The sequence below is a fragment of the Corynebacterium sp. HMSC075F02 genome (genome assembly GCF_001838335.1).
Taxonomy (GTDB): Bacteria; Actinomycetota; Actinomycetes; order Mycobacteriales; family Mycobacteriaceae; genus Corynebacterium; species Corynebacterium jeikeium_D.
The window spans coordinates 1-16,632 of sequence record NZ_KV836307.1; the positions used below are offsets into that span (position 1 = coordinate 1).

At 57.3% G+C, this 16,632-nt stretch carries 17 protein-coding genes, 1 pseudogene and 1 riboswitch; of the genes and pseudogenes, 8 read left to right on the forward strand and 10 right to left on the reverse strand.

Annotated features, from left to right (window positions below):
* Window positions 1-193: 193 nt before the first annotated feature.
* From HMPREF2920_RS02430 to HMPREF2920_RS02440, 3 genes and pseudogenes are all read right to left on the reverse strand, one after another.
* A pseudogene (locus HMPREF2920_RS02430) lies at window positions 194-535 on the reverse strand (sodium:glutamate symporter); the annotation flags it as partial.
* A gap of 34 nt (window positions 536-569) precedes the next feature.
* The gene (locus tag HMPREF2920_RS02435) at window positions 570-1,643 is read right to left on the reverse strand and encodes a trypsin-like serine protease (protein ID WP_070595375.1); all 1,074 of its coding nucleotides are present in this window, start codon (window positions 1,641-1,643) and stop codon (window positions 570-572) included.
* 2 nt (window positions 1,644-1,645) lie between these two features.
* Window positions 1,646-2,602, reverse strand: coding sequence for a DUF418 domain-containing protein (locus HMPREF2920_RS02440; RefSeq protein ID WP_069359292.1), 957 nt, complete (start codon window positions 2,600-2,602; stop codon window positions 1,646-1,648).
* Between the two features lie 211 nt (window positions 2,603-2,813).
* Here HMPREF2920_RS02440 and HMPREF2920_RS02445 point away from each other — a divergent pair, with 211 nt between their 5' ends.
* Window positions 2,814-3,320: a hypothetical protein gene (locus HMPREF2920_RS02445; protein WP_048733884.1), complete on the forward strand. Its 507-nt coding sequence runs from the start codon at window positions 2,814-2,816 to the stop codon at window positions 3,318-3,320.
* Here the strand turns inward: HMPREF2920_RS02445 and HMPREF2920_RS02450 are convergent.
* Together HMPREF2920_RS02450 and arsB are read right to left on the reverse strand one after the other, a co-directional pair.
* On the reverse strand, window positions 3,317-3,745 hold the full coding sequence (locus HMPREF2920_RS02450) for an arsenate-mycothiol transferase ArsC (protein ID WP_070600936.1): 429 nt from the start codon (window positions 3,743-3,745) through the stop codon (window positions 3,317-3,319). The two genes, HMPREF2920_RS02445 and HMPREF2920_RS02450, sit on opposite strands and share 4 nt — an antisense overlap.
* A gap of 15 nt (window positions 3,746-3,760) precedes the next feature.
* Window positions 3,761-4,828, reverse strand: coding sequence for an ACR3 family arsenite efflux transporter (arsB, locus tag HMPREF2920_RS02455; protein ID WP_070545954.1), 1,068 nt, complete (start codon window positions 4,826-4,828; stop codon window positions 3,761-3,763).
* Window positions 4,829-4,900: 72 nt separating this feature from the next.
* Between arsB and HMPREF2920_RS02460 the strand changes: the two genes are divergently transcribed.
* A complete protein-coding gene (locus HMPREF2920_RS02460; RefSeq protein ID WP_016423238.1) occupies window positions 4,901-5,239 on the forward strand; it encodes an ArsR/SmtB family transcription factor in 339 nt (112 codons plus the stop codon).
* Between the two features lie 42 nt (window positions 5,240-5,281).
* Here HMPREF2920_RS02460 and hisN read toward each other — a convergent pair whose 3' ends face one another.
* Window positions 5,282-6,082, reverse strand: coding sequence for a histidinol-phosphatase (gene hisN, locus HMPREF2920_RS02465; RefSeq protein WP_049172187.1), 801 nt, complete (start codon window positions 6,080-6,082; stop codon window positions 5,282-5,284).
* A 10-nt stretch (window positions 6,083-6,092) separates the two neighbouring features.
* A complete protein-coding gene (locus tag HMPREF2920_RS02470) occupies window positions 6,093-6,977 on the reverse strand; it encodes an inositol monophosphatase family protein (RefSeq protein ID WP_049192836.1) in 885 nt (294 codons plus the stop codon).
* Window positions 6,978-7,024: 47 nt separating this feature from the next.
* Between HMPREF2920_RS02470 and prfB the strand changes: the two genes are divergently transcribed.
* Window positions 7,025-8,143 (forward strand): peptide chain release factor 2, encoded by a 1,119-nt coding sequence (gene prfB, locus HMPREF2920_RS02475; RefSeq protein ID WP_049189559.1) that lies wholly within the window; start codon window positions 7,025-7,027, stop codon window positions 8,141-8,143.
* On the opposite strand, the gene HMPREF2920_RS02480 is transcribed toward prfB, so the two are convergent.
* A complete protein-coding gene (locus HMPREF2920_RS02480; protein WP_246816232.1) occupies window positions 8,140-9,522 on the reverse strand; it encodes an HNH endonuclease signature motif containing protein in 1,383 nt (460 codons plus the stop codon). The genes prfB and HMPREF2920_RS02480 overlap by 4 nt on opposite strands.
* Window positions 9,523-9,943: 421 nt before the next feature.
* Here HMPREF2920_RS02480 and ftsE point away from each other — a divergent pair, with 421 nt between their 5' ends.
* The 4 genes from ftsE to HMPREF2920_RS02500 all read left to right on the forward strand — a co-directional run bounded on the left by ftsE (window position 9,944) and on the right by HMPREF2920_RS02500 (window position 13,801).
* Complete coding sequence (ftsE, locus tag HMPREF2920_RS02485) at window positions 9,944-10,633, forward strand: cell division ATP-binding protein FtsE (RefSeq protein WP_016423233.1); 690 nt, start codon at window positions 9,944-9,946, stop codon at window positions 10,631-10,633.
* 48 nt (window positions 10,634-10,681) lie between these two features.
* On the forward strand, window positions 10,682-11,584 hold the full coding sequence (ftsX, locus tag HMPREF2920_RS02490) for a permease-like cell division protein FtsX (RefSeq protein ID WP_016423232.1): 903 nt from the start codon (window positions 10,682-10,684) through the stop codon (window positions 11,582-11,584).
* Between the two features lie 83 nt (window positions 11,585-11,667).
* A complete protein-coding gene (gene ppk2 / locus HMPREF2920_RS02495; protein ID WP_049172194.1) occupies window positions 11,668-12,573 on the forward strand; it encodes a polyphosphate kinase 2 in 906 nt (301 codons plus the stop codon).
* A gap of 100 nt (window positions 12,574-12,673) precedes the next feature.
* On the forward strand, window positions 12,674-13,801 hold the full coding sequence (locus HMPREF2920_RS02500; RefSeq protein ID WP_049192840.1) for a 3-hydroxyisobutyryl-CoA hydrolase: 1,128 nt from the start codon (window positions 12,674-12,676) through the stop codon (window positions 13,799-13,801).
* Window positions 13,802-13,812: 11 nt separating this feature from the next.
* Here the strand turns inward: HMPREF2920_RS02500 and HMPREF2920_RS02505 are convergent, their stop codons facing one another.
* Window positions 13,813-14,769 (reverse strand): MinD/ParA family ATP-binding protein, encoded by a 957-nt coding sequence (locus HMPREF2920_RS02505; protein ID WP_224433563.1) that lies wholly within the window; start codon window positions 14,767-14,769, stop codon window positions 13,813-13,815.
* A gap of 51 nt (window positions 14,770-14,820) precedes the next feature.
* The gene (locus tag HMPREF2920_RS02510; protein ID WP_065421705.1) at window positions 14,821-15,615 is read right to left on the reverse strand and encodes a YwiC-like family protein; all 795 of its coding nucleotides are present in this window, start codon (window positions 15,613-15,615) and stop codon (window positions 14,821-14,823) included.
* 109 nt (window positions 15,616-15,724) lie between these two features.
* A riboswitch (FMN riboswitch) is annotated at window positions 15,725-15,894 on the forward strand.
* Between the two features lie 10 nt (window positions 15,895-15,904).
* Here HMPREF2920_RS02510 and pnuC point away from each other — a divergent pair.
* Window positions 15,905-16,624 carry a nicotinamide riboside transporter PnuC gene (gene pnuC, locus HMPREF2920_RS02515; RefSeq protein ID WP_049192843.1) on the forward strand — a complete coding sequence of 240 codons (720 nt, stop codon included), beginning with the start codon at window positions 15,905-15,907 and terminating at the stop codon, window positions 16,622-16,624.
* The last annotated feature ends 8 nt before the right edge of the window (window positions 16,625-16,632 follow it).

Genomic DNA, 16,632 nt, shown 5'->3' on the forward strand with positions numbered 1-16,632 from the left:
GATTGAAACTGTCCAAAAAAACGTCCGCATCCCCGTCCACTGTGGGGTCGCAACAGTAGAGGGCGGGAGAAAACTTTTCCTGTCCCCGCCCTCTATAAAGAACTCTACGAAGCCCTGGCTTTCGATTTCTTCAGCATGATCATCGGCAGAATCAACAGGACTAGCCCACCGATAAGCGCTACTCCACCGAATAGCCACACCAGTCCGGCGTGTTGAACAGTGGGGCAAAAATTATCACGCCGAGTAGCGCGAAGAATCCCCACTGCGCCAGGTACATGCCTACGGAATAGGACCACATCGTTCGCGCGCGCTGGCGCACCTTGGCATCGAAATCCATTGTGAATGGCAGGGCACCGAAGACTGCCGCGATGAGAATGGTCGCGTAGTCGCCGAAATGCTCGCTGAACTGGATTATTCCCAAAGCGTTGGGGCCTAGCAGCAAGCCGAGCAAGCCCGCAGTAATCGGTGCGGGGATGAGAAGCTTTTGGAACCAGGGGATGAACCGTCGCATCAAAAAACCACCTACCCAGTTCATTCTGGGAGGTGGTTTTGGTTGAGGTCAGACGGTTTTACTGTCGGCCATTCTTAATGCGCGACCAAGCCGCTGCGATAACCACGCCAGCGCATGCGATGGCGAGGTAGGCCCACACGTGATCACCGCTGGTCTGAATGGTCTTTGGCGGAGCAGGAGTGTTCTCCGCAGTCAGCACACTTTCTGTGTCACGGCCGGAGGTGATGTCATCGATCCAGTCAGCAGTGCCAGCGAGGGTAGTGATAGCTGCGCTGGGGGAGGGCAGGTCAGGGTCGCCATTGGAGGTTCCGGCGGTAGCGAGACCAGCGAGCTTTCCGTCGACGAAGAATGGGCCACCGGAGTCGCCTCCCTGCATACCCGCGCCGGAAACGGAATGTGCGTCCAGGATGGCGCTTTGAATCATTGGCATCATGGCAGCGTCGGCTGGGATACTTTCTATCCCTGCCGGGATCGACTCGGTTTTGGAGTCATCTGGCATGGCAGCTCCTGGTTGCATCTCCATTGATTCCATAGCGTCACCCGGAACAGCGCCGCCCGGAATAGCCTCACCCGGAACAGCTTCGCCTGGAGTAGCGTCACCCGGAACAGCACCACCAGGCGCAGCCTCACCTGGGGTTCCTTCAGTGGGGCCTCCTCCCAGCAGCTCATTGACGACCATCTTGGTCATCGGAAGCTGCCCGGATCGTGCCATGGACGAGCTGCTGCTCCAGCCGTAGAGAGTTCCCGTCTGTCCAGGTGTGGGGATATCGCGGGAGACCTTCGCCGGGGTTGCGTCGGTGACCTTTTCGGTCAGGTGAAGCAATCCCGCATCAGACATTGGAGAAAGCGCCCAAGAATCGGCATCGTAGACCTTTCCACCGATGCGGGCCTGGGTCCCTTCGTTGTTCACAGACTCCAGGCAGTGGCGTGCGGTGAGCACCCACTGGTCGGCAACCAGCGTGCCGGTGCAGTCACCGAAATTACCGATTTTGCCAATCTTTAGCGCGGCCACAGAACTGCTTTCAGCATTGGCGGGTGCGGGTTCGCCGTTTTCCAATGCAAGAGCTGGAGTCGCAGATAGAAGCAGGGTGCTGCTAACAATTGCTGCGATGGAAAAAGATGTTTTCTTCACGGTTATTTCCCTTTCCCAGAAGGAACAATGCCCTTGATTGCGGTGGCAACGAGTTTTTCGGCAGGGCCCTGTCCGACAAATTTCTTCCAGAGGCTAGCGATGACGAGGAAGAATACGATGAAACCTGCTGCAGACAACGTGGAATGCAATGCAACATTCTGCTGCCAATAAAACGCGGTGAGAACGTGCAGGATGTAGATTGTCAGCGACATTGTTCCCATAGCCGCGAATGGGTAAACCACAGCTGGGAAGCGATCGCCTATGAAAAGGCACAAGTGCAGGACAATGGCGGCAACTGCGACGGAGAGAATGATTTCTCCGAAGACGCCAGTGTGTCCGGTAAAACGGAGCCAGCCAGCAATCTCGGGATCAAATCGGAAGTACATGCCGACGGCCGTGATGACAGCACTGACAGCGGTGACAATCCAGCTCAACCGAGCATTGGCGCTGTTCTCAGAGGTGGAAGTGTCTTGCAGGCGACGGCGTAGGTAGACGTCGTAAAGCAGCATGCCGCCGATGAAATATGCGATCCACGCGAGTAGCGGATAGATCTGCGGCAGCGTCATAGGCGCGTACTTAATTGTGGCGGCGATGGTGGCGGCGATGAAGAAGCCGACTCGCCACCAGGTTCCGAGCGCTGGCATCCAGGAAACCAGCATCATTACCAGGCCCATGATGACGAGGACCACCTGAATTTCTCCACCCACCGGCAATAGTGCCAGGCCGATGAGAATGATTAGGGCGCCGCGAGTGATCAAGCGCAAGAAGGTAGTGCTGCTGTAATTGCGGCCGATGATCATCATTGTGGCGCCGGCGATAATGGCGAACAGTGATGAGGGTAGGCCAGAGAGCACAACCTTTGTGCTCCAAAGTAGTGAGGCCATATGGACAATGATCATGCCGATGATGGCGAGTGAGCGCGCTATATCGAGCCCCACAATTCGGGTAGGTTTATTCACCCCGGATTTCTCCTTTACTACAACTTATAGGGAGGTGCTCTTTGGTAAAAAGCACTCTCTACAAACGGCGTATTGAAAACGACTTTCTAGTTGTAGCAACCGAACCTGACAATACATTAAGTGACTATGTGTAAATCATGGTGTTTCGTCTGTGTTTTTACTGGGAAACTAGCGCGCTCAAAAAGCTAAGAGGCAGGCGTAACCTGGTGGCATGACATCGATGCTGACGAGTTTCACCTGGGCAGAGGTGCCAGGCGTCTTCCTCGCGTACCTATTAATCATTGCCATCCCCACCGCTCTCGCATGGGTGGGTGCCGCATGGTTGGCCAAAAAATACGGCGAGCGTATCGCATTTGGGCACACGATTTTCGTCTTTGTCGCAGCATTCCTAATCTGCTTTTGTACGCTCGCGTGGACGCTCGAGGGCGAATACGACTACTCGCCATGGCAGGTTTTCTGCAGTGGCTTCGCGATGGTCATCCTTACTGCCTCTGCCATGATGCGCGTGCCCGCCCCAACTCTGAACCTTCTGCCCACGTGGTGGGCAGCGGTCGCCGGCTATGCCCTGTGCTGGAGCATCATCGCCGGCACTGACGACACCACCGGGCTCTGGGCAGTCGGCCTGATGTTCCTGCTCCTCGGCCTCATCGCAGGCGTCGGCGCAGTCGTGTGGCTTACGCTGGCGATAAGGAGGCTTTTGTTGGATTCTGCCGCTTAGGGATTCTTAGTGGAACGGAGTTCGACAGCTAACTCGTCGATACGGTGCTCGAGGTCATCGCGAATCAGATCCATGCGTTCTTCTCCGTCGATGCCTCGTTTTGAAGGCTCGTCAGTAAGCCAACGCTCGAGTGAGCCTTGAGCGTCCGAGGGGAGCTCTACATGAGCGGCATCGCCGATGATGACAACACGATCTGCAGTCCGGAGAATCGTGGGGTCAATCGGCTTTGGTGATGCACCGTCCATAGAAGCGCCGATTTCTGCAACTGATTTGGCTGCAAGCGCATTGGTAGTAGTTTTGGGGTTCGTTCCTGCTGAAAGGGCGATGAACTGCGTGGCATATTTTGCACGCGCAATGGCCTCGGCCATCTGGGATTTACCGGCATTTGCCACGCAGATGAAAAGTACCTTCGGGATTTCCTTCATTTCAGAATCCTTTTTCTATAGTTTGTCCGGTACGGAAAGGTCATTGGGAAAAAGGCGTGGCCCGAGCCAGCGGGTGACGTAGACAAGTGCAACGAGTACGGGTACTTCAATAAGTGGTCCAATCGTTCCCGCAAGTGCTTGCTGGGACAATGGGCCGAAGGTGCCAACCGCAACCGCAATTGCCAACTCGAAGTTATTTCCGGCGGCCGTAAAGGCAATCGATGCGGAGGTTGCGTAGTTCATGCCCGCGGCCTTGGCCGAAGTGAGAGCGATCGCGAACATGGCGAGGAAGTAGATCACTAGTGGTAGTGCCACTTTCGCAACGGTCCAGGGATTCTCAAGAATCTGCTGTGACTGAAGCGCAAAGAGCAACACGATTGTGTATAGAAGGCCGGCAAGTGCCAATGGTGAGATTTTGGGCAAGTACTCATTTTCATACCAGTCGCGACCACGGGTGCGTTCACCAATTATGCGTGATGCCGCGCCAGCCAGAAGCGGAATACCGAGGAATACCACTACAGATAGTGCGATTGCCCAAAAAGAAAAGGTGGCGGAAGTGGTTTCCAGTCCCAACCAGGAGGGCAGAATCTGCAGGTAGAACCACCCTAGAGCGCCGAACATGAAAATTTGAAATAGCGAGTTGACGGCCACCAATACGGCAGCGACTTCAGTATCGCCGCAAGATAGGTCGTTCCAGACCAAAACCATTGCAATGCAGCGGGCGAGACCGACGATGATCACGCCAGTGCGCAGTTCTGGACTATCACTGAGGAATATCCAGGCAAGGGTGAACATCAGTGCGGGGCCGAGAATCCAATTGAGGAAGACTGTGATGCCCATCAGCTTCCTTGATGTCAAAATTTTGCCCGTTTTGTCGTATCGAACCTTTGCGAGCGGTGGGTACATCATGACCAGCAATCCGATGGCGATTGGTACGGAAATTGTCGTAATTTTTGCCTCTGCCAGCCAGTTCACAAGTGACGGTGCAATTTTGCCCAGAATGAGGCCAATTGCCATTGCAGCTGCAATCCATAGCGGCAAGAAGCGGTCTAGGAAGCTGAGTGACTTTGTAGTCTGTGTCATAGTTTCCGGTGTAATCAATATATCGATGATTGTCAATATATTTAGAGGGGAGGCCGTGTAGCCTCAACGGGTATGGACGAAATCTCAGAATGCTGTGCACTTGGCGGTCGGCCTCTCGACGCGGCGGAAGCGCAGGCTGCGGCAACGCTCTTCAAAGCGCTGGCGCAACCGGCGCGCCTGCAAATTTTGTCTCAGCTCGCTGCCGCTGGCTGTAGTCCGATGACCGTAGGGGAGCTGGCCGCTGTTTCTGGGCTTAGTCAGCCGACGGTGTCGCATCATTTAAAGACCATGGCGGATGCCGGGCTGCTAACTAGGTCTAAGAGTGGACGGGTGGTAACCCATGAGGTACGCCCTGAGGTATTTGCTGAGCTGCGACGTATCCTGGATATCGGTCACGCGGACGGGAGATAGTGAGCCGCTCGTCGCAAATTGCGATAGGTTGGAAAACCCTGTTTACCCGCCCAGGCGCTTGACGACGGCGTCGTGAAGCACCCCATTCGTCGCAACTGCGTCCCCGCCGTGCGGCCCGTCGACTCCCACTAGGGAAGTGAAGTGGCCGCCAGCTTCCTCCACCAGGATCGCAAGCGCTGCCAGGTCCCACAGGGAAACCTCCGGCTCTGCGGCGACATCGACCGCACCCTCGGCTACCAGGCAGTAGGAGAAGAAGTCGCCATAGCCACGCAGGCGCCAGGCGTCATCGGTGAGACCGATGAAGTTGTCGCGCAGGTCGCGCTCGGCCCAGCCGGTGAGCGAAGAGTTGGAAATTGAGCAGTCCGCGATGTCTGCCACCTTCGAGACCTCAATGCGGCGCTGAGCGGCTTCCCGGCCACCGACGTGGGTGCGCTTGAATGCGCCGTCGCCCTTGGATGCCCACCAGCGACGGCCCAGTGCTGGGGCAGAGACTACGCCGACAACCGGCTTGCCGTCCTCCAGCAGGGCAATCAAGGTGGCCCAGACCGGGACATTGCGCACGAAGTTCTTGGTGCCGTCGATGGGGTCGATGACCCACTGACGGCCCTCAAACACAGCTTCGCCGCCGAATTCTTCGCCGAGAACTTCATCGCTCGGGCGCTTGTCCGACAGAATCTCGCGGAGCAGCTTCTCGCACGCGATATCGGCATCGGAGACCGGAGTCAGGTCGGGCTTGGACTCGACGATTAGATTGGCCGCCTCGAAGCGGGACATCGTGAGGTCGTCGGCTGCGTCGGCAAGCGAGAGTGCGAGGGCGAGATCTTCGGAGTAAGAGGTGGTCATGGCCGAAATTCTAGCGCAGAACCTCACTCAGCTCTGCGACCTGGCCACTCGAGCCCGCAAGCTTCCAGCGCCCCACCGACGTACATTCGCCGCCTGCGCCCGAGATAAGCGCATACCCAGGCAGCCAGTCCCAGGCTGCGACGTCGCGCTGGAACCATACGCCGATGCGGCCGTCGGCAACGCCTGCCATATCCACCGACGCTGAGCCCAGCATGCGCCAGGTAGCGCTGCGGGACACCGCATCCAGCCAGGACTTTGTAGCCGTGGCCTCGGATTCCTCGCTCGAGCTCACCACCGTGGTGTGGAGGTAGGTCGCTGCGCAGACTTCCGAGAGGGGGCGGTCAGTGACCCGGAGGTCATCAACAGTGCCATCGAGGTTGATACGAGTGGTCGGGAGATTGGGGCCACCAATCCAGCTCTCGCCCGTTGCCGGGCGGTGCACCGCGCCGAGGACGACCTCATCCGGATTGTTCGCATCGCCCATAACCAGCGCCAATGCGCTGCACCAGTAGTCCGAACCAGTGGTGAAGTTGTAGGTGCCATCGACAGGATCGATCACCCACGTGCGACCAGACTGGGACTCCTTCGCGGACCCTTCCTCGCCAAGAATGCCGTCCTCCGGGCGGAGCGCGGCCAAAGCCTCGACGACGAATTTCTCCGCTGCGCGGTCGGCCGCGGTGACGACGTCGGAAATCGATGTCTTGTACTCCGTGACCAGGCCTTCGTCGCGCATACGAGCGGCAATGGTAGCGGCACGCTTCACGATGGCAACCGCAACGCTGGTATCCGATGCCACAATCGACTCGGATACTTGGGAGAGAAAGAGTTCTAGGTCTTGGCTGGAATCTTGGTGCGGGTCTTGGCTGGAATCTTGGCTGGCGGTGGATTCAGACATACGTCCTATTGTGCACCGAAACAGGCGGTATAGCTAAGGTAGTACCCGTGAACCCGGATCTGAATGCTGACCTCAAAGAACTCGACGCGACGCTGACCACCATTGAGAAGGTGGTCGATGTCGACGAGCTTTCCGACCGGATCAGGGAGTTGGAAGCCCAGGCCGCCGACCCGTCGCTGTGGGATGACCCCGACCACGCGCAGCAGGTCACCAGCGCACTATCGCAGGCGCAGGCGAAGAAGAAAAAGATCGACTCGCTGCGCGGGCGCCTCGACGATCTCTCTGTGATGTACGAACTCGCGGAAGAGGAGGGCGACCCCGACGCCGTCGAGATGGCCGATGCCGAACGCGCTGAGCTGCGTGCCGACATCGAATCCCTCGAGGTCACTACGATGCTTTCGGGGCCTTACGACGAGCGCGAGGCGGTCATCAACATCCGCTCCGGTGCCGGTGGCGTGGATGCCGCTGACTGGGCCGAGATGCTCATGCGTATGTACCTGCGCTGGGCCGACAAGCATGGGCATAAGGTCGAGGTTTACGACACGTCCTACGCTGAAGAGGCCGGTATTAAGTCCGCTACTTTCGTCGTCCATGGCGAGTACATGTACGGCACCCTCTCGGTCGAGCAGGGTGCGCACCGTCTGGTTCGTATTAGTCCTTTCGACAACCAGGGGCGCCGCCAGACTTCCTTCGCTGAGGTTGAGGTGCTGCCGGTTGTGGAGGAAACGGATCACATCGACATCCCCGAGTCAGATTTGCGTATCGACGTCTACCGCTCCTCCGGCCCAGGTGGGCAGTCGGTGAACACCACGGACTCCGCGGTCCGACTTACGCACGTCCCAACCGGCATCGTGGTGACCTGTCAGAACGAGAAGTCGCAGCACCAGAACAAGGCATCTGCCATGCGTGTTCTGCAGGCGAAGTTGCTGGAGAAGAAGCGCCAGGAAGAGCGCGCGGAGCTGGACGCTCTCGGCGCAGGCGGCAATGCCTCGTGGGGTAACCAGATGCGCTCCTATGTGCTGCACCCGTACCAGATGGTGAAGGATCTGCGTACCGAATACGAAGTCAACAACCCGCAGTCGGTCCTCGACGGTGACCTCGACGGTTTCATTGAGGCCGGTATTCGCTGGCGCATGGCTCAGCAGTCCGAAGGGGAGCAGCGCTAGAACGGCGGTTCGTCTTCGGGTGCTTCCGGTGTCTCGGGAGTTTCCGGTGCTTCCGGTGTGGTGGGCTCGTCGGCTTCTGATTTTCTCTTGTTTTTGTTCATTCCCAGTTCTTCGCGAGCCTGATTTGTCAGCTCCTGTGATTCGCGGAGGTTTTCCAACCTCTGCTCGTTGTACTCCTTGAGTGTCTGTGCTTTCTTTGTCTTGCGCAGGTCGAAGGAGTAGCGACCGTGGCCGGAGAGCGGCCCTGATTCTGTGCTGATTAGGGCAGCTTTTTCAGCGCTCTGATCAGTGGCGGAGGTCCAGTACTCCACGCCGTCGATATCGCGCACGACATTCCAAAGACCGGCCGTTTTTAGATTGTGGTGGCGACGGCATAGGCAATGGAGGTTGGGCGTCTCGGTTTGGCCACCTTCGTCGGGATTCTCGTGGTTATACGGCTGAATGTGGTCGATGTCGCACTTCGTCGCATCGACATCACATCCGGGAAAGCGACAGGTGCCGTCTCTACCTTGGATGTAAGTACGCTGTCGCTCTGTTGGCGAGTACTTTTCCGTTTTCTCGTCCGCTAGTAGCCGGATGCCAGTGACCCGATCGAGCCAGGATTCAGCGGCGATTTTGTTGATCCACCCTAGGCCGCCAATCCAGGCTTCTTGGGGCTTGTCTTGGGTAAGCGGGCAGTACAGATTCAGTGTGGCGGTGACCTGAGCAGTCCCGTGCAGAAGGTGTGAAAAAGCCTCGACGAAGTCGCAGTCTTGATCAGCGGTGATTTCTTCCAAGACCTTCTGAAACTCAATTGCCCGCTCAGGCATCAGTTCCATGGTGACTTCAGTGAGGGTGTCCTTTAACTCGAACTTTATAGATTCGCCAGCTTTTTGTTCGATGCCTTTTTGAAACGAAGTGATCGGCGGGTCGTACTCATTCTTCGGGCGCAATAGCGGGCTGACTTCATCAATAAGTCGCTGAATATTCTGTTGAAGGCTCCGAACTCCGCGAAGAACTTCACCATTGACTCTCGGCGTGATCAGCTCAAGGAGATGGTCTTCGAAATATCTCACAGCCGAGGGGTCATCCAATGGGAGGATGGCCGTGGCAATGACCCGCATGTGGGGAAGCGGTAGCTGTGCGCGTTTGAGCAGAAGCTCTTTTAACCGCGGGAGTCGCTCTAGTTGCATTCCGACATCGATGTACTGGAGTGTTCTCCCACGTGACATGCCAAGAGCTGGAGCGATTTTGGCGATGTAATCTTCGACATCTTTTGTTGAAGAACAGGGAACACAAGCAAGGGCAAGCTTCAAGTCAGCTCGATTGCGGTCAATTCCAAGACGTGCTGGTGCTGTTTGAGAAATCTCATGGTGAAAGCGTGGCGCTGTTGCTTCCATCGCCGCAGTGTAAGTGCGTTTGCGTGGTATATTTTCCCCGCTGGCCATTGTTGAATCCCCCTGAAAGATAAGGCCTGGACGTTGAAATGTTGGAATAGGGAAGAGGTAGGGAAAGTATTTTCGACTAGCTCTGAGTGTTAACTTTCCGAGCTTCAAGCAGCTCGGCGATGCTATTCGGTGTTTTTAATCCTCGTGTTTAATCTTTCATGGCTCATTGTAATCGAACAGGCAAGCGAATTAAAGGGGTATTTAAAGATTTTTGGGGAAAATAATTTCGAATGCCGCTATGGCGTGAGCTTTCGTGCAGTCGCGCGCTCTGGGGTAGCGTTCGACGCCGCCTGTTCCCGCAATCCCGTCACGGCGACCAATTCCACGCATTCCAGAGTGACTTGAGTGGCTTAAGTGATTAGAGTGTCTACTTATGATCACTTTCGACGGGGTTACCAAGTCCTACTCGACTTCTAGCCGACCAGCTCTCGACGACGTTTCAGTCCACATAGATAAAGGTGAGTTTGTCTTTCTCATTGGACCGTCGGGCTCTGGTAAGTCGACCTTCCTGCGCCTTATGGTGCGTGAAGAGAAAGTGGATTCAGGAAAACTGACGGTTGCAGACCAGGATCTAACCAAGATTTCTCGTCGCAACATCCCTAAATTGCGTCAAAAAGTGGGGTATGTCTTCCAGGACTTCCGCCTGCTGCCAAAGAAGACGGTGTACGAAAATGTCGCGTTCGCGTTGCAGGTAATTGGCAAGCCGAAGGCGAAAATCGACAAGGCAGTTCCGGAAACGCTCGAAATGGTCGGGCTCTCGGGCAAGGAAAACCGCTACCCGCACGAGTTGTCTGGTGGTGAGCAGCAGCGCGTCGCCATTGCTCGCGCCTTCGTCAACCGCCCGCTCATCTTGCTTGCCGACGAGCCCACCGGCAACCTCGACCCAAGCACCTCCGGTGACATCATGCTCCTGCTTGACCGCATCAATCGCATGGGCACGACCGTTATTGTGTCGACTCACGACAACGATGCCGTGGACTCCATGCGTCGCCGCGTGCTGGAGCTGGAGCTGGGGCGTCTCGTGCGTGACGACGCCACGGGTGTTTACGGCCTGAACAACTAGCAGACAGTCCATCGGTAGAAGAACTCATTCGAAAGGTATTACTGACCTATGAAGACTCGCTTTGTCCTCGGTGAGGCTTTCTCCTCCTTGGGCCGAAACATCACGATGACCATCGCGATGATTATTACGACTGCGGTGTCGTTGGCGCTGCTTGCGACGGGCATCCTGGTTACTGAGCAGACCAGCCGCACGAAGGATCTCTATCTCGATCGAGTAGAAGTGCAGATTGAGCTGAATGAACAAATCTCCGCCGAAGACCAAACTTGCTCCTCGCCGGAGTGCGCTGACGTCGTCGGCAAGCTTGAAGAGGCTGACGGCATTGATTCGGTGACCTTCCGAAATCGTCAGCAAAACTTTGACCACTTCGTGGAGATGTTCAAGGACAGTGACCCCGTGCTCGTGGAAAATGCGACGCCGGAGTCGCTGCCGGCTGTCGTGATGGTGCGTTTGAGCGATCCGACCGATGTCAGCCCGCTCGATCCGATTCGGGAGCTGCCACAGGTCGACCACGTTACTGACCAGCATGAAGAGATCGGTACTGCAGCTCAGAACTTGGATTCGGTGCGAAATGCGACCTTCCTGCTGGCTGCGGTGCAGGCCGTTGCCGCTGTGTTCCTGATTGCGAACATGGTGCAGATTGCGGCGTTCTCGCGTCGTAAGGAAGTTGAGATTATGCGCATGGTCGGTGCCAGCCGTTGGTTCACGCAGGCGCCGTTCGTCCTCGAGGCTGTGATTGCGTCGCTGATTGGTGGTGTGCTGGCCATTGGTGCGCTGTTCCTGGGCAAGGCGACGGTCATCGATCCGGCGCTGAGTAACCTGTACAAGGCACAGCTCCTGGCGCCGCTGACCAACGGCGATATCGGTGTGGTGGCGCCGATCGTGGTTGTTATTGGCATGGTCTTCGCTGGGCTTGTTGCGCAGGTCACGCTGCGTCTTTACTCACGCGACTAGGGTTGCAAAAAGGTTAGCTATTAGGCCCCGCGGTTAAACCCGGCGAATAGGGTCGTCGCGCCCTGCCGGGTAAACTGTGGACTATGAATAATGACGACGTCCAGCGCCCACCGAAGCTCGACAAGAAGGCTTATGAGGCCGAGCTTAAAAAGCTCCAGGCAGAGCTCGTCGAAATGCAGCAGTGGGTAGTAGAAACCGGTGCCCGAATTGTCATCGTGATGGAGGGGCGTGACGCTGCCGGCAAGGGGTCGGCCATTAAGCGCATCACGCAGTACCTGAACCCCCGTACCTGCCGTGTTGAGGCTCTGCCGGCCCCAACTAGCCGTGAGCAGGGTCAGTGGTACTTCCAGCGGTACGTCGAAAAGCTGCCGACTGCTGGTGAAATCGTGATTTTCGACCGCTCCTGGTACAACCGTGCCGGCGTTGAGCGGGTCATGGGCTTCTGCACCTCCCAGGAGTACCGTCGCTTCTTGCATCAGGCGCCGATTTTTGAGCGTCTGCTGGTCGAAGATGGCATTATCCTGCGTAAGTACTGGTTCTCTGTGTCGGACGAGGAGCAGGTTGCCCGCTTCAAGTCCCGCCGTGAGGATCCGCTGCGCCGCTGGAAGCTCTCGCCGATGGATTTGGAGTCCATCACCCGCTGGGAGGATTACTCCCGTGCAAAGGATGAGATGTTCATCCACACCGATATCCCGTCCGCACCGTGGTTCACGGTTGAGTCTGAGGATAAGAAGCGTTCGCGTATCAATGTCATCAACCACCTGTTGACGACCATTCCGTACGAGCGCATTCACCGCGATGTTCCGGAAATCCCGGAGCGTCCGGAGTCGGAGGGAAGCTACGAGCGTCCGCCGCGCACGGAGTTCCGCTATGTGCCGGACGTTGCCGCCAATCTCGAGGCTGACCGCGTAAAGGGCGCAGGCAAGTCCGATAAGAAGGGCAAGAAGCACAAGAAGGGCAAAAAGGACAAGAAGAGCAAGAAGAAGTAGCTCCTTAGTCTCAGTGAGGTTCTGGTCGTCAGAACCTTCGCAGCAGAACCTTCCCGTCAGAACCTTTCCCTGGTTAGTTATCTGTGTCACACTGGGTGACATGACTGCTACTGATAACGGTTCTGGCACTGCACGCACCGAGGTCGATGAGCCGAAGGTGCTGCGAGAAGTCCACGGGCGATCTGGTCACCTTCGGCTGAATAGGCCGAAGGCACTTAATTCGCTCGATTTGGATATGGTCACCGAGGTCGTCGAGGGGCTCCGCGCATGGCGTGACGACGACTCGGTGGACCACATTGTTGTTTCATCCGGTCACCCCAAGGCGTTTTGTGCCGGTGGTGATGTGCGCGCAGTTCGGCAGGCTGTGCTCGATGGCGTTCCGGAGCAGGGGGAGGAGTTTTTCCGGGATGAGTACGAGATGAACGCGATGATTGCGGAATTCGCGCAGTCCAAGCCATATATCGCGATTATTGATGGCATCGCTATGGGCGGTGGCCTTGGTGTTTCCATGCACGGCTCCCACCGAATCGTGACCGAGCGTGCCAGCGCTTCCATGCCAGAAATGGCAATCGGCTTTATTCCCGACGTTGGAATTACCCACTTTTCGCAGCATGTGAACACGCGGTTAGGAGGGCCCTCGTCGGCAATCGCGAGGTTTACCGGGCTGACCGGTTACCGCCTAACTGCGGCGGACATGCTGTGGTCTGGATGGGCGACACATGCGGTGCCATCCGCGCAGCTGGACGAGTTTGTTGCGGCTCTGGACCGCGATGGAATTGATTCGGCGCTCGCGGAGTATGCGCTCGATGTGGACTCAGCTGAGGCTCGTGATCTGCTCGGGGATCCGCAGTTGGCCGAGTGGAGCGACTGCATTGAGGCTTGCTTTGGGGCTGATACCTGGGCGGAGATTGAGCGAGCTCTCAACGAAGCCGCTGAGGCGGGCTCCTGTGCATCGTCAACAGTGGAGACTTTTCGCGACCTGCTGGCACCCGCCAACCCGGAAAGTCTCGTAGCGGCCGTGGAACTCTATGCGGCTAACTCGGCCCACGAGGTCACCTTGCAGGAGGCGCTAGACCGGGAAATGAGGCTTGGCGCTTACATGCGTCAGCACCCCAATTTTGCCGAAGGCGTGCGGGCAGTGTTGGTGGATAAGGACCGCGACGCCGCCTTTAAGCCCGCTACCGTGCAGGAAGTTGATGTCGAAGAGATTCGACAGCACCTTCGTTAGCTGGCTATGCGTTAGACAAAGCTGTGGCGGCCAGTCGTCGGCGCGAAATCATCGGCAATCATGGCCGCCAATTCGAGATAACTCTGGGTGGTGGCGGGCTGGAGATTGTCCAGCTCGATATTGGCACCATTCGCGATATGCGGATCGTAGGGGATGACCTGCACTGCACGGCAGCGCTGGGCAAATAACTCGTGCACGGTCTCTGTGGACAGTCCCTGTTTATTTAGCTCGTTGACCACCACGACAGTGGTAGAAACCAACCGTTCGAAGCCGTGCGCTGAAAGCCAGTCCAATGTCGTCCAGGCGCTTTTCACGCCGTCCAGTGCAGGCGTGGTGACCAGCACCAGACAATTGGCCGCAGACAGAATCGAAGCGGAGATGGGCTGCGTCAGGCCGGTACCGCAGTCAGTCAGGCTCACGTTGTAATGCCGTCGAAGGATGTCGAGGGCCGCGCAGTATTCGCCGTCGGAAAGCGCGATCGTCGATGTCGGATTTTGGTCGCTGCCGACAACCTCCAGCCGCGATGGCGTGTGCGATGTATATGTACGGACCTGCGCGTATTTGTCCGTATCCGGGGCTCGGAGCAGATCGCGAATAGATGCGGGATTGGCTGCGGTGACGCGTGCGCCGAGGGTGCCAAAGTCCGGATTCGCGTCGATCGCGACGATTCGGTCACTGCGCAGGCTTGCAAGCGTGGCGCCCAGGCACATGGTTGTCGACGTCTTGCCAACGCCGCCCTTCACGCTGATAACAGCGATGTTGTAGTCACCGTAGATAGGCTGTCGCACCCGCTCTATCAGCTCGCGTTGCTTGCGTGCCGACGATGATTCCCGCGGTGAAATTGCGCCCCAGGTGGCCTTATGAACCCAGCTGCGCCAGCCCGACTGTGGTGCCTGCCGCGAGTTCAGGCTAGCGGCCAAGTCTGAGACGGAAACTGCGTGATTGACTGCGTGTTTGGTGGAAGTCATAGACTTCATCCCCTCCCCAAAAATCCCCAAAGTATGTCCCCGCCGTCGTTTTTACCACGCAGCCAGAACGACGGCGACTCCAAAGAAGGCATCGAGAATTCCGACCTGTTTCGGAGTCCACGGCCGAGCGCGGCGAGCGCCGGAGATTGGCATGGCAAAAGACCTGATGAGAAGCCCAATTGCGACGATGGGCACACCGATGCTGATGAGGTTCCGGTCGTGGAGGAGGAGCCACCCGATGATGGCCACGGCGGTAATGAGAACGTGATACGTGACCGAGCCAATGAGCCACTGGCGGTTGCCGCGCTTGCGAATCATAGTTTTTACATAGGGCACGGTGCCGACGAAATATCCAGCGTAGATAGCCGCAATTGCCCAAGCTTTCGGGGTTGGTCCGGCGATGATAGGCACCATGAGGCTAGCGGCCAGAACGGTGGAGACACCAGAGAGAAGTGAGCGCGGTCGGCGGCGGTAGGTCTCCCAAATAGCGATAGCGGCAAGAGGGGCAATGAGGGCGACCCAGGTGAGGAGGGAAACGTCGGCAAGCAGTGTGATGCAGCCGGCGACGGCAGTGAGCGCGGTGTATGTGGCGGCGGGTGCGAGGTGGCGGCGTTGGCGACGAGAGCGGAGCCAGACGCTCACGGCGAAGAATGCGAAGTAGCCGAGCAGCCAGGTCGCGGTGACGGCAAGGCCTGTCCCTGTGGGGGTGAGGGCGAGAGCGGTCAGCGGGGGAATGGTGACCATGAACCAGGCGCCGTGCTGGTCCGGAACCCAGCCAGCGGAGCGCTTGTGATGGGAGCGGCGGGCGGGGCGGGGAGGACGTGGTTGGCGGGGCTTTTGGCTCATACTACGCATTGTAGATGCGTAATTATGTCGAGGCTGTATTAGAACCTCATATTGAAACCTCATTGAATAAAATGCACATGCGCGCAAGGCGACAGTGCTAACGTTGAACTCGCATTCTCAGGGCGAGGTGAAATTCCTCACCGGTGGTGATGCTGCGGCTGACGCAGACAAGTCCACGAGCGCCCTACCTGTGGCCAGAAGGGTCGTCAGGTAGGGGACAAGCAGATTTCGGTTGGAATCCGAAACCGACGGTCATAGTCCGGATGAAAGAGAAGGAGTTGAATAATTCGTGGAATACGTGTCGGATTTTTTGGTGGGTTTCCTCACTGCACAGCTCAGTGTGGCGGGAGCACCAATCTTGATTCGAGAAATTGTCGGTAACCTCTTTGGCCTGGCGTGTGCCTTCCTAGGTATGAAACGGAAGGTATGGGCTTGGCCGGTCGGCATTATCGGAAATGCCTTGCTGTTTACCGTCTTCCTCGGCGGAGTTTTCCACACGCCGCAAAATCTTGATCTCTATGGCCAGGCGGGGCGTCAGGTCATGTTTATCGTCGTCAGTCTCTACGGATGGTTCAGCTGGGTCAAGAGCCGCAATCAGAGCGGTGACGAGGTCGCAATTGAGCCTCGGTGGGCGACGGCATCGGAACGCATTGGGATGATTACCGTGGCTATCTTCGCCACTGTGATTTGTGCCAATATCTTTGAGATGCTGGGCTCGTGGGGGCCATGGGCCGATGCCTGGATTTTCGTCGGTTCGATGTTGGCGACCTGGGGTATGGCCCGCGGGTGGAACGAATTCTGGCTAATTTGGATTGCCGTTGATGCCGTGGGAGTGCCGTTGCTGCTCAAGGGTGGCTACTACCCGTCGGCGGCGCTGTACCTCTTCTACGGATGCTTCGTTATTTGGGGCTTTGTCTCCTGGGTTCGCCTCGAGCACCAGAGCGACAATGACCAGCAGAAGAGCTCCGCGACCGACCAAGTACCGGCTTTGGCAGCAGCCGAGCGGTAGGATAGTCC